The organism is Streptomyces sp. HUAS 15-9, from assembly GCF_025642155.1.
In the GTDB taxonomy this organism is placed as follows: domain Bacteria; phylum Actinomycetota; class Actinomycetes; order Streptomycetales; family Streptomycetaceae; genus Streptomyces.
Genome location: NZ_CP106799.1, coordinates 237,133 through 249,478 on the forward strand (window position 1 = coordinate 237,133; position 12,346 = coordinate 249,478).

Consider the following 12,346-nt stretch of genomic DNA (forward strand, 5'->3'; position numbering starts at 1 on the left):
AGGACGCATGGGCGTCTACAACGTGCACGAACGCCTGCTGGCTGCGAAGCGAAGCGAGGTGGGAGCGCTGATAGACACCCTGGCGAGCAGTGACGACAAGCTGTGGCCGCAGGGCAGCTGGCCGTCGATGGCGTTCGACCGCCCCCTGGCGGCCGGGGCGGTCGGCGGGCACGGCCCGGTCCGCTACACCGTCGCCGCGCATGTCCCCTCGCAATGGGTGCGCTTCACCTTCAGCGGGCCGCGCGACTTCCATGGATTCCACGAGTACGCCGCTCTGGCCGTCGACGAGGAGCACACGCTGCTGCGCCACACCCTTGCCATGACCGTCCGCGGCCCGGCGCGCCTCACCTGGCCGCTCGTCTTCCGCCCCCTCCATGACGCCTGCCTGGAGGACAGCCTGGACCGCGCCGAACTCGCCTGTTCGGGCGCGGTGACCCGCCCGGCTCACTGGAGCCGCTACGTACGGCTGCTGCGCGGCCTCATGCGCTGAGCACCGGGCACGCGCGCTCATGTCCGGACCGCACTTCAGAGGGTTGACACGGGTTTCTCCTGGACGGGAGTGATGCGTCCGTGGGCCGGGGGTTGTTACTGGGGGGAGGCGTCCGCCCGGAGTGTGGACACAGGGGCTCATGCCGCGGTTGCGAGTTTAGCTGCTCGTAGGTGCTGCTGTTCGAACTCCACGGGCGACAGGTAGTTGAGGGCGCTATGGCGCCTGCGTGCGTTGTAGTACGTGAGCCACTGGAAGATCTCCAGCCTCGCTTGGCGCGTCGTTACGAAGCGCCGGTTGTGCATCGTCTCTCTCTTGAGTCCCTGCCAGAAACTCTCGGCGAGGGCGTTGTCGAGACTCGAGCCGACCCGGCCCATGCTCCTGCGGATCCCGAATCCGCCGCAGACCTGCGCGAACGCCGCCGCCGTGTACTGCGCGCTCCTGTCCGCATGAAAGATCACCCCGTCCACGCTGCCGCCGTGGGTCGTCACGGCCATTGTCAGCGCGTCGATGACGAGCTTGGTGCGCATGTGTGAGGCCATCGAGTAGCCGAGTACCCGGCGTGAGCAGATGTCGATCACGCAGGCGAGATACAGCCACGCACCGCCAACCTGCACGTATGTGATGTCGCCGCACCACTTCTCGTTCAACTGCCCAGCGTGGAAGTCGCGTTGAACGAGGTTCGGAGCCGGCGGGGCGAGCCGGTCCGGGACCGTGGTGCGTTTACGGCGCCGCAGGTGACGGCCCTGGACGCCATGCTTGCGCATGAGGCGCTCGACGCGTTTGCAGTTGACGGTGTGCCCGAAACCGCGGAGCTCGGCATGGACGCGCCGCACCCCGTAGGTGCTCTTGTGACCGGCGTGTATCTCGCGTATCTCGCTGACGAGTTCCTCCTCGGACTGCTGCCGGGCCGCCCTGGTCCCGGCCGAGGCCAGGTGCCAGTAGAAGCCGGACCGCGAGACCTTGAGCACCCGGCACAGCCGCTTCACGCCGAAGTCGGCGCGGTGGGCGGAGATGAAGTCCCAGCGGCCGGTCATGCCCTCATCTCCGCGGCGAAATACTGGGCTGCCCGGCGCAGGATCTCGCGCTCGAGTTCCCATACCTTCTCGGCCTTGCGCAGCCGGCTGTTCTCCGCCCGCAGCCGGGCCAGTTCCTCGTCCCGGCCCTCGGCAGGCTCCTCACTGCGCGTGCTGCGGCCGGCCAACTCGTCGGCCTGGCGCACCCAACTGCGCAGCGTCTCGCCGGTCACACCGACGTCGGCAGCGACCGCCGCGTAGGTGCGTTTTCCGCCCGCCGCCCGGTACAGGGCCACCGCGTCGTTCCTGAACTCCGCCGGATACGGAGACTTACGTCCCACCAGGACACCCTTCCTCGGATCTACAAGATCCATTGTCAGAGTGTCCACACCACGGGTGATACCTCAGGCCGCGCTGTCAGGAGTCGAGCGGCCAGCGTAGGTCCGGTTCCCGCACGGGACGCAGGCCAGGCTCGCCCGCGCCCCGCGTCGTAGCGCCTTCTTCTGCCGTCGCCCGCGTTTGGGGTGCTTGGACCGCGGCGGGTGTCTCACAGGAACGCCAGGCGCTCGCCCTTGCAGGTAACCAGGCTGCGGCGGAGCTATTGTCAAGAGTTGTGGATCAGAGAACTTGCTGATGTAGCGTCTGTTGCTACTCGGGCTTCGCCGACGTGGGGAGCCGCTCTCGGCCGAGCACGGCCAAGTGGTTGAACGCGTAGTACACGGCCATCAGTCCGTGCACGGCGAGCATGGCCGTCGGCGAGACCAAGGCCAGCCCGACGGTCGCCGGATACGCCACCGATCCGAGGCTGAACCGGATCCGGGTGGCCCGCGCCGCCTCTCGGTCCACCTCCGGATGTAGGAGGTGCCCGCGGTGGGTGACGTACCACCAGATGGCCCCGTAGCACACTGCGTGCATCACCATCACGCCGCTGTAGATCACCCCGGCCACCCGGGCGTCGTCGGTGTCCCGCAGGTGCTCGGCGAGCAGCGCCGTCGGCCAAGGCAGCACCGCGACCACCATCAGCAGCAGCAGGTTGAGGAAGACCAGCGTGCGGTCGACCTTGGCCAGGTGGCCGAAAAGGGCGTGGTGGTTGACCCACATCACCCCGATGACCAGGAAGCTGACCACGTAGGCGACGTAGGACGGCCACTGGTGGGTGAGCGCCTCGGTCAGTTTGTGGCCGTGCTCGGACGGCACGTGGATCTCCAGGACCAGCAGGGTGATGGCGATGGCGAAGACGCCGTCGCTGAACGCCTCGACGCGTCCGGTCTCGCTCACACCAGCCCGTCCCATCCCCAGCGGGGTGTCGGTCCCGGTTCGCCGAGATCCTGGCCGACCGGGCCGGCCGAGACGTCACGGGCGATCTGGGTGCCCCAGTCGAAGTACTCCAGCAGCCGGCGGCGCAGCGTCTCGTCCTTGGGGATTTCCCTGCGGACGGCGTCGGTCATCAGCTCCATCCACCGGGTCCGCTGCTCCCCGGTGATCGACAGGCCGAGGTGGGCGCGGAGCAGGGCCTGGTGGCCGCCGTGTTCGGCGGTGAAGCCTGCGGGGCCGCCGAAGACCTCGGCGAGCCAGACGGTAACGCGCTCGATGTGGGCTCGGGTGAAGTCCGCGAAGACCGGGGCGAGCAGTGGGTCCGCGAGTACACCGTCGTAGAAGGTGTTGCTCAGCCGACGGAGGGCGTCCATGCCGCCCAGGGCCTCGTACAGGGTGGCGGCACGCTCAGTCACGGCGTCTGCCCGCCCGCCACGTCCCCCGAGGCCGCGGACACCACCGATGTCCGGGCGTAGTGCTTCATCTCCACGATGTCCCCTACGTAGGGACGAATGGCGGCGAGGAAGGGCGGGAAGTGCGGGCTGCCGCGGAAGCCCTGTTCGTGGTCCGCCACGGAGGTCCACTCGATCCGCAGGATGTACCGGTCGGGCTCCTCAATGCCGTGGGAGAGCTCGTACCCGAGACACTGCGGAGCCAGATCCAGCTGCTCGGCAGCAGTTGCATACGCCTTCTCGAACTCGGCTCGCCGTTCCGGATCGGCGATGCGGTACCGGATGTACTCCACGATCACGTCGGTCCTCCGTGGGGTCGGTTCTCGGCAATGATTCAGAAATGCCGACCGGGAAATCGAGGATGTTCGCTTCCAGCACATGATGCGGCGGTTGAGATTCCGCGGATGCGGCCGGGCACCGAGGACGGGGCAGGGGGCGGAGAGGAGGCTGTCACGCCGGTCACGGCCGCTATCCATGAGCCATGCCGACCGCGTCGCCGCCCTCGGCTTCTCCCGTGCATCGCCGACCGGGTGGCCTGATTGAGCCCGTTTCACCCTGAAGTTGCTGGTCGCGGGGCTGGTGTGAGTGAGGTGGTTCGGTGCTCGCACAGGTCGCGGGCGGTTGCCGAGCGCGAAGATCGTCTGACACTCGACGGGATGGATTTCCGTGGTTCAGCTGCCGGAGCGTGCGACGGATTCATACGCTCTGTCCGGATGTTCTGGGAGGGGCGGCCGTGAACGACGTGCTGGAGCGGATCACCGCACGGCTGGCGGAACTCGATGCGGCGGAGGAACGGCTGGCCAAGGAACTGGAGGCGGTCCGGGCTGAACGGGAGGAACTCGCCTGCGCGGAGCGGGTGCTGGTCCGGCTGAACGCGCAGGCCGAGGCGGACGAGACTTCCGTGCCGGCTGCCGGGCAGGTTGCGGGGCGGGCAGTGTTGCTGGTGCCGCACCGGGACAAAGGCATGGACGAGAAGGCTCTGCCCGAGGAGTACCGGAAGGTCTTCGACATCGTCCGCTCGGCCAACGACCCGGTCATGACTCAGGACGTGTGTCGACTGCTCGGGATCAGTGCCGAGCCGCGGTTCCGTGAGGCGATGCGGAGCCGGCTGAACCGGCTGGCCGAGCGGGGCTGGCTGCACAAGACCCCGACCGGGCGGTTCATCACCGTGCTGTGAGCACGGGACAGGGAACCTGGTGTTCGGCCGTAACTGGCGTGCCCCCGGCCAGAGTTGGGGTTGTATGCGAAAGAACCTGAACTCCGCCGAGGGCACCGAGGCCCCTGTCTACCAAGTCCGGCTGCCGCTGTCCACAACCACCATCTCCACCGTCACCCACCTGATCCGCGCCCACCTCAAGAAGATCGGGTCGCGGTGGCGCAAGCTGTCCGCCGGCCGGATCGCGGTCATCGTCCTGGCCGTCCTCCGCCACGACCAGTGACTTCTCGACATGGCCGGCGGCAACAACATCTCCGCCAGCACCGTGCGCCGCTGGGTGCTGGAGGTGACCGGTCTGCTGGCCGCCCGCGCCGAACGCCTCGACCGGGCCCTGAAGAGAATCATCCGAAAGGGTGGTCATGTCGTCCTGCTCGACGGCACCCTGATCCGCACCCACCGCCGCACCGGGCCGGACAACTGGCGCAACTACAGCGGGAAACACAAGTCCCACGGCCTGCTGTTCCTCGGCATCACCGACACCCACGGCCGACTGATCTGGATCTCCGCCGCCCGCCCCGGACGGTCCTCCGAGATCACCACCGCCCGCCACAACGGCATCACCCGCCATCTCCGCGAGGCCGGACTCGGCGCCATCGCCGACCTCGGCTTCACCGGCCTGGACGACGACCCCGACAACCCAGTGATCATCACCGGCTTCAAGGCCGCCCGCACCAAGCCCCCTCACCACGGCGAAGAAGCAGATCAACAAGTTGATCGCCGCCGAACGCGCCGCCTGCGAGCACGCCTTCGCCCACCTGAAGAACTGGCGCATCCTGACCAGGCTCCGCCTCCACGCCCGGCACGCCACCACCCTCCTGCGGGCCCTCCTCGTCCTCACCAACCTTGAGATCGCCCGCTGACAGATGACCTACAGCCCGGACAGCCGACCACGACCAGCACGAACATCAGGCAGCGCCGTCACACCAGCCCCGCGACCAGCAACTTCAGGGTGAAACGGGCTCATTGCTGCAGTGCGCGCAGCGATGACAGCAGGCCGCGCTGTCAGGAGTCGAGCGCCTGACGTAGGTCTGGTTCCCGCACGGTGATGAGGATCTCTGGATTCGGCCAGGGCTACTCGTCGCCTCACTTGCTCTGTTACTCAACCGAGTGGGGAGCGAAAGCGAGCGCCTCGCAGGTGGCGAGCCGGGGCCGCCCGCTCGTGGAGTGTGTGGGCCGTGCCGAGCCGTCAAGGACGCCTTCGGCGGCGCTACGCGCTGGGCTTCGCTCATCCTGGACCGCTCGCCCCGTCCCTGGACCGGGCTGGCTACCGGGCGGCCCCTCCTTTGTGGGGGTGCGCTCGTATTGCTACGGCAGACGGACATGTAGCGTTCCGTGAGCAAGGACGAACGACGGGAGTAGAACCGGGAAGGGGTGTTGGCCCTGCTCGGCCACGACGACCGATCCGCCCTCGGCCCTGTGCTCGTGAAGCTACGGCACACCCAGCATCACGCAGGGCCGCCAGCGATGTACTTCGAGCAGATCCAACCCTTCTGGCCTTGGGCTCCGGACTTCACCACGCCATACGTCCAGTGCAGCGCGCATATTAAGATCGTCTCCACGGGGAACGCTGGAAGCTTCCCACGGGGAGTCACGTGCGCGCAGCGAGTCACCGCCGGGCGGGCCCAAGGGTCTGCCCGGCGTTCGTTAGGCGCACGGACAGAGAGAACGGGTGAATCGTGCGAATAGCAGCTCGAATGGTGGTCGCGGGCGTTGCTGCGACAGCGCTCATGGGGACGTCCGCGACGGTCGCTGAAGCTCAGGCATCCCGCGCCACGGCCGATGGCGTGTGGCGCTGTGAGGGTAAGAAGGTGATGCGGTGCATCATGCGCGTCAGTGCGAACAAGGTGCAGCTGAACTTCACCAATAAGACGTACGGGACGATCCACTCGGAGTTCTTCCTGAACTGCGCGGGGCCGTCAGGTCAGATGGTCTACGACTTGAAGAAGGGCCTCAAGCCGCGGGGCGGGTACCTCTCCAGTGTGATCACCTGCCCCAAGGGGCTTCAGGACTCGGCCATAGGGATCCAGAGGACGCTGTCCGGCTCCGACGCCTGGTATACCCCCAGGATCGCCATCTGATCCGCTCTGGTCAGTGAGGGAGTGGATCGGCCGCCTCCTTCGAGGTGGAAGTGATCCGGCACCGGCGGGAGCCGCGGACCGGACCCGGCCCACCTGGGCCCTGTACTCGTGAAGCTACGGCCGGGGGACATATCCCCCGGCCGTAGCTTCACGAGTACAGGGCCTTTGTGGTGCTCGGCCGCAGGTCAAGTGGCCTGTGGGTGGGGAGACTTTGTGCAGCTTCTGGTTGCTGAATGTCTTCGGCGTTTTCCCCGCTGCCGTGGCGAGGTCGGCGAGTGTACGGACCAACGCGGCGCGTCCGGCGCGGATCACGATGCGAACCCTTCTTCCTCCAGCGATGCAGGGTCATCCTGCTGCAGTTTGTACAGCTCCGAGGCACCCGAAACGCCGACCCTTGCGACATCTCTTGCGGCTACTCCTGCAACATCTCTTGCGCGAGCCTCTCCGGGAGGGTCGGCGTGTCCGCAGGTCAACCAAGGTTCCCGCGCATGGTCGAGGGTCTGACATCCCCTCTGCTGCCACTTTTCCCGCGCTGGTTGAAGGATGAGTGAGGAATGGGGGCGGGCGTGGGCGGGCGGCGGCCTCGGGGATAGGGCGCGGCCTGGGGGTCCGCTGCGCGTCGGCTCCGCCGCCGCGCTGGCCGGTGTGGGGCCCGGACCTGTCGGGTGATGTGGCGCGGTCTGTTGTGAGTTGGTGGCCGTATGGATGTCAGTTGGTGTTATGGGTGGTCGGGTGTCTGGCTTTTGAGGGTCTTGGTGCTGTTGCTGTGGTCTGTGGGGTGACAGGCTTGCGGTCTTGGTGCTGTCGGTCTGTCGTGGTGTCTGTAGGTCTTTTGGTGTCTGGGGTGGGCGCTGGTCTGTTCTGCTGGTGAGGTTCAAAGGGGTGTCGGCAGGAGGCGCAGGCGGCGTCACGGTGCGAATCTGCGGTTTGGTGTCAGTGGTGGTGTGCGTGTGTTGTCACCGGTGTCTAGGTCTTTGACCTGGTGTGATGTGGTGTTGGGTGGCGTTCTGCTGGTGTCACTCCGCTGATTTCGGCTGGGGTGTGGTGGTGCAGATTCCTGAGTCGGGGGAGTGTACGCCGGGTGTTGACCCATCTCGTCTTCTTCGGTGAACTGCGCTGTCTGTTTGTTGGTTGGGGGACTGTGGCCGGTAGCGGGGGATGGTTTTCTTGCCGGGCGGTGCGGTATGAGTCGTGCGCAGCGGAGCGAGGGTGGCCGGTCGGTCGCGCGGTCGGTGGCTGGTGTGCCGGGGTTGTTGGGGCGGGAGCAGGCGGTGTCCCGTCTGCTGGTGTTGGACGGGCGTGGGGAGTTGACCACGGAGCATGTCCGTCTGGTGGCGGCTTCGGTGGGGGTGTCGCTCAGGTCGGTGTGGCGGTGGCTTGAGGCTGCTCGGCGGGAGGGGCGTACAGGGCCGCGGGGGCGGGAGCGGTTCCGGGTCACGCCGGAGTTGCATGCGCGTCTTCTCGCCTGGTGTGGGAACGCGGCTGCGGTTCACCGGGAGCTGGTGGTCGAGCATGCCGCGGCTGTCGCTGAGGGCCGCTGCGCCTCGCCGGTGCCGTCGTTGGCGACGTTGCACCGGGCGATTCGCCGGGATCTGAGTGCGGGGCAGCGTGCGGCTCTTGCTGGTGGGGAGCGGGCTCGGCGGCGGCACGATGTGCATTTGCGGCGGCCGAGGTTGTGGCGGAATGCGTGCTGGGAGGCTGATCACACGCATGTGCCCGTCGAGGTTGTGCTGGATGGGGAGCTGGTGTGTCCGTGGGTGACGTGGTTCGTCGATTGCGCGACGAACGCGATTGCCGGGGCAGCCGTCACACCGCATCAGCCGTCCAGGGACGCGATTCTGGCCGCGTTGAGGATTGCTTTGTCGAGGGACGAAGAGCTGTCTGGCCCGTACGGGCCGGTCGGGGGTCTGCCTTCGCTGGTGCGGATCGACCGAGGCAGCGATTTCCTTTCTTCCACGGTGGCGGCGGCGCTGGGTGCGTTTGCGGTGCCGGTGGAGGACCTCCCCGCCTACCGCCCGGAGCTGAAGGGAACGGTGGAGAACCTGAACCGGTGCGTGGAGCGGATGTTCTTCGCGTCGTTGCCCGGCTACACCCGCGCCCCGTCTGCCCAGCTGCGCCCGGGCTCTCGGAGCACCCGAGGGAGCCAGGCACAGGGGGCAGAACCGCTTGAGTTCACGGTGTTCGTCGGTCTGCTGCTGGAGTGGATCACATGGTGGAACACGGAGCACACCAGTCAGGCGCTTGAGGGGCGTACCCCGCTCCAGGCGTGGCAGGACGATCCCACACCGGTCGAGGACGTGGACGCTCACCTGCTGTGGGCGTTCACGCTGGAGGACGACGGACGGGTGCGCACGCTGACTGCGTGCGGGGTGCGCTGGCGAAGCCGGTACTACGTGGGGGAGTGGATGACCGGCCGTGCGGATGCGGGCACGAAGGTACGCATCCGCTACATCCCGCATCATGACCATGAGATCGAGGTCTTCGACGCGGCCTCGGGCAGGCACTTGGGCACAGCGCACCTGGCAGACGCGGCCAGCGCCGACCAGCGGCGTGCGGTGCGCCAGAGCCGGGAAGCTGAGAAGCGCCGCCTGGCCCGCGCGCTGTCTGCTGCCTCGCGTCACACGCGGGACCGGTTCGGGGCGGTCACCAGTGCACAGCGCCCGCAGAGGCTGGGCGCGTTGACGGCAGTACAGGCCGAGCAGGAACTCGCCGTCAGCCACCGGGCGGACCTGGCCGCGCGGGCGCTGCCGGATCTGATCCCGCCCAGCGAGCCCCCTGCCTCCTGGGCCCGTCCCGTCAAGCGACTGGCACCAGACCCCAGCACGCCTATGCGGCGAGCATGCCCGACGAGGAGCTGACCGATGACGACCGCACAGCGCCGGGGCCTTCTCCCGCAAGAACGCGACGACCACTACATGCGCCTGAAAGACGCCCACGTTGTTGCCACCAAGACCCTGCTGGAAGTACGGGAGAACATCCGAGTGGCCGTCGAGGCCCAGGCGATGATCTGCATCTACGGCGCTACCGGCCACGGCAAGTCCCTGGCGGTCAATGCCTCGCTGCGCGAGCTGGCTCCGGCACTGACGCGCCGTATCCGGTTCCAGGCCCGGCCCACCACCCGGGGTCTGCGGTACGAGCTCTTTCACGCTCTGGAACTGCCGGGCCGACCGCCGCCCCAGCCGATCGAATTCGACCGGGTGCTGCGCGCCGCTCTGGACGAGCCGAAGGTACTGGTGTGTGACGAGGCGCAGTGGCTGTCCAAGCATTGCTTCGAGTATCTGCGCTACCTCTGGGATGACTCCGACACCGGCCTGACGATCATCTTCACGGGAGGCAACGGCTGCTTCGAGACGCTGCAGAGCGAGCCGATGCTGGAATCACGGGTCTACACCTGGCAGGAGATTCCCCGGATGCCGCTGGCCGAGGTCCAGACGGTCGTCCCTGCGTTCCATCCCTTGTGGGCCGACGCCGACCCCGCGCTCATCGCCGTCTGCGACCAGGAAGCCGCCCACGGGAACTTCCGCGCCTGGGCCAAGATCACCCACCAGCTTCTGGGCGGCCTGGCAGCAACAGGCCGGACGCGTGTGGACGAAGACCTCCTGCGCTGGGCCTACAGCAAGCTCCCTCGCCGGGGGACACGATGCTGATCTGCACCAGTCCGCCACCCCTCATCGTGGTCCTGGACCCGCACGATGACCTTGTGCACACCCGCGCAGCTCTTGCCGCACATGCCCCCTGGGCGGGCCGGCTCACGGTCCATCCCACTCCGGGCACCGATTCCACCCTCGCACTGGCCTACGACATCCTGGCCGCGCTCGGCAAGCCTGTGCCCTTGACCGGGTACCGCCAGCGCGACACGGCCTCCGCCTGGACCATCGCAGCCGCCTGGATCCTCGCCACCGGCACCACCCACCTGATGCTGCTGCGCGCTCACTACCTCACCCCTCACCGCCTGCGCGCCCTGCTGCACCTGCGCCAGCGCACAGGCCTTCACCTGTCCCTGGTCTGTCACCGCGCTTACCTGCCCGTGGCCCTTCAACGCGTCCTGGTCGGCGTCGACTGCCACCCGGCCGAGGCCGCAGCCCTCCTCCCGGCCGCCGAACCATCCCCTGCAGTCCAGGCCTCCATCCCGCACCGTCCGCTGGCGAACCGGTGGATCAGCCTGCCCGCCCTGACCACTCTTCGTGCCCTCGACGCAAGTCCCCGCCCCTGCCAGTGCACCGCGCCCACGGCGGCCGATATGGACTTCTTCCCGCCTGTGATGCCACCGGTCACCGAGGCGGAGGTTGCTTTCCGTCTCCGCCACGCCACCGCTCACCCGCACCTGGCAGCCGAACTCGCCACCGCCGCTTTCACTGCGGCATCCACCACGCAGCTCGACACCGCCCACGTCCGCGACCTGGCCCTGGACGCCTCCACCATCACCCTTCACGACGAGGGACTCCGCCTGGGCTGCATGACCCACCACGTTCCGCTCTGGGCCCGCTCCTCCTTCTGGCCGCGGCCTGCCTGTGGCGTATCCACTCCGACACAGACGGCCCGCTGTTCAGCGACCCTCTGGCGAATACGGACGTGCCGGGCCTGACAGCCTTCGCGGAGAGCTGCAAACTCCGTCCGCCCCAGCCACCGCGCCCCAAGCAGCGCCGCCGAAGGCAGGGCGCGAAGCCACGCCCGAAACCGCCACAGAAGACGATCTGGCCCCTGTGCACTGTCCACTACGCGACCCCATGGCCCACCAGTGACCAGGACCTGATGGAAGGCTGCCCGCCACCACCTCCCCACACCCGTCGGACCATCGCTGCCCGGAAGAAAGGATGGCTGCCGCCCGACTACGGGCCGCGCAGACTTCGACGCCCCTTTCTGAGCATCTGCCTGTCACTGTGTACGGCACACGCTGTCACCGGTGCGCGTCATGCACTGTCACCGCAAAAGACGCAGCTCAGCTGAGAAGTGAGAGATAGCCCACCCAGGATGCCGACGCCTGCGCAGCAGCGCGCAGGTTCGTCGGACACTGCGCGGCTTCACCGGTCGACGGCACCCACGCCCTGCCCCTCGGAGGACAGGGCGTGATCCAGAATGAATCTGGACTAAATTTTGAAGCACGCACCGGACGCCACCCCCAACCTCGCTCGGCCCGCACTGTGCGGGAACATCCCGCACCACGCTCCTGGAATCTCGCACACGACAGACTCCCGGTGCGTGCTGACCGAAGAAGCCACACACATTTCGGGGCGCCGACAGTGCTGCTACCGGCCGCAATGGGAAGAGACTTGAGTGCGTGGACAAGAACTATGCGAGCAGTACTCAAGGTTGCCAGGACTCATGCGCCCAAGCTGCTCCATCTGCTCCCGGGACAGGCCGCAGCGCAGTGTCCTGCGTACGGAAGGGCAAGAACGTAGTGAAGTTGAAGAGCCGTCAGGCCTGGGCTGCACTTCCGGGTGAGTGTGGGCGAGCTGGCGCGCACCGATGAAAGACAGCCACGCCCCCTCCAGAAATGGCCAGACCGCGGTCCTGACCCCCGCCAAGCAGAGCCAAGCCCACCGCCCCTTGCTGCCGCGAGGGCCGCAGGCCCGTTCCGCGCGGAGCGCGGGGAGGCTGGAGCGCAGCGGAAGCCGCCAGCCGGGACGCAGTCCCGGCATCGGCCCGCATAGCGGGCCGTGCCCCGTAGCGCAGCAGAGGGGGCATCAACTCGACTGCTGCGCAGTCGAGTTGTGTGGCGAGCAACGCGAGCCGCGCGCTCCCGCGAAGCGGGAGCGCAACTCCCGTGCGCAGCACGGGAGTTC

At 67.7% G+C, this 12,346-nt stretch carries 11 protein-coding genes and 1 pseudogene; 8 read left to right on the top strand and 4 right to left on the bottom strand.

What is annotated here, in order from left to right; genetic code table 11:
• The first annotated feature begins 7 nt into the window (after nucleotides 1–7).
• Nucleotides 8–490: an SRPBCC family protein gene (locus N8I87_RS43360; protein ID WP_263217377.1), complete on the top strand. Its 483-nt coding sequence runs from the start codon at nucleotides 8–10 to the stop codon at nucleotides 488–490.
• Between the two features lie 137 nt (nucleotides 491–627).
• Here the strand turns inward: N8I87_RS43360 and N8I87_RS43365 are convergent.
• The 4 genes from N8I87_RS43365 to N8I87_RS43380 all read right to left on the bottom strand — a co-directional run bounded on the left by N8I87_RS43365 (nucleotide 628) and on the right by N8I87_RS43380 (nucleotide 3,568).
• A protein-coding gene (locus N8I87_RS43365) for an IS3 family transposase (RefSeq protein WP_263217378.1) occupies nucleotides 628–1,844 on the bottom strand; the annotation gives its coding sequence in 2 pieces (ribosomal slippage) (nucleotides 628–1,592 and nucleotides 1,592–1,844; 1,218 coding nt in all).
• Between the two features lie 307 nt (nucleotides 1,845–2,151).
• On the bottom strand, nucleotides 2,152–2,781 hold the full coding sequence (locus N8I87_RS43370) for a TMEM175 family protein (protein ID WP_263217380.1): 630 nt from the start codon (nucleotides 2,779–2,781) through the stop codon (nucleotides 2,152–2,154).
• Complete coding sequence (locus tag N8I87_RS43375) at nucleotides 2,778–3,191, bottom strand: group II truncated hemoglobin (RefSeq protein ID WP_411577418.1); 414 nt, start codon at nucleotides 3,189–3,191, stop codon at nucleotides 2,778–2,780. The genes N8I87_RS43370 and N8I87_RS43375 overlap by 4 nt, the downstream gene beginning before the upstream one ends.
• Before the next feature lie 38 nt (nucleotides 3,192–3,229).
• Entirely contained in the window at nucleotides 3,230–3,568 is a 339-nt protein-coding gene (locus tag N8I87_RS43380) for a putative quinol monooxygenase (RefSeq protein ID WP_263217384.1), read from the bottom strand.
• Nucleotides 3,569–4,002: 434 nt separating this feature from the next.
• Here N8I87_RS43380 and N8I87_RS43385 point away from each other — a divergent pair, with 434 nt between their 5' ends.
• From N8I87_RS43385 to N8I87_RS43415, 7 genes and pseudogenes are all read left to right on the top strand, one after another.
• Complete coding sequence (locus N8I87_RS43385) at nucleotides 4,003–4,446, top strand: hypothetical protein (protein ID WP_317633575.1); 444 nt, start codon at nucleotides 4,003–4,005, stop codon at nucleotides 4,444–4,446.
• 64 nt (nucleotides 4,447–4,510) lie between these two features.
• Complete coding sequence (locus N8I87_RS43390; protein WP_263217385.1) at nucleotides 4,511–4,708, top strand: hypothetical protein; 198 nt, start codon at nucleotides 4,511–4,513, stop codon at nucleotides 4,706–4,708.
• 9 nt (nucleotides 4,709–4,717) lie between these two features.
• Nucleotides 4,718–5,345 (top strand): annotated as a pseudogene (locus N8I87_RS43395) (transposase family protein).
• Between the two features lie 963 nt (nucleotides 5,346–6,308).
• Nucleotides 6,309–6,563, top strand: coding sequence for a hypothetical protein (locus N8I87_RS43400; RefSeq protein WP_263204603.1), 255 nt, complete (start codon nucleotides 6,309–6,311; stop codon nucleotides 6,561–6,563).
• A 1,271-nt stretch (nucleotides 6,564–7,834) separates the two neighbouring features.
• On the top strand, nucleotides 7,835–9,421 hold the full coding sequence (locus tag N8I87_RS44700; RefSeq protein ID WP_411577417.1) for a TnsB C-terminal domain-containing protein: 1,587 nt from the start codon (nucleotides 7,835–7,837) through the stop codon (nucleotides 9,419–9,421).
• Between the two features lie 3 nt (nucleotides 9,422–9,424).
• Entirely contained in the window at nucleotides 9,425–10,210 is a 786-nt protein-coding gene (locus N8I87_RS43410) for an AAA family ATPase (RefSeq protein ID WP_263217387.1), read from the top strand.
• A gap of 53 nt (nucleotides 10,211–10,263) precedes the next feature.
• Nucleotides 10,264–11,148 (top strand): hypothetical protein, encoded by an 885-nt coding sequence (locus tag N8I87_RS43415; protein ID WP_263217389.1) that lies wholly within the window; start codon nucleotides 10,264–10,266, stop codon nucleotides 11,146–11,148.
• Nucleotides 11,149–12,346: the final 1,198 nt, after the last annotated feature.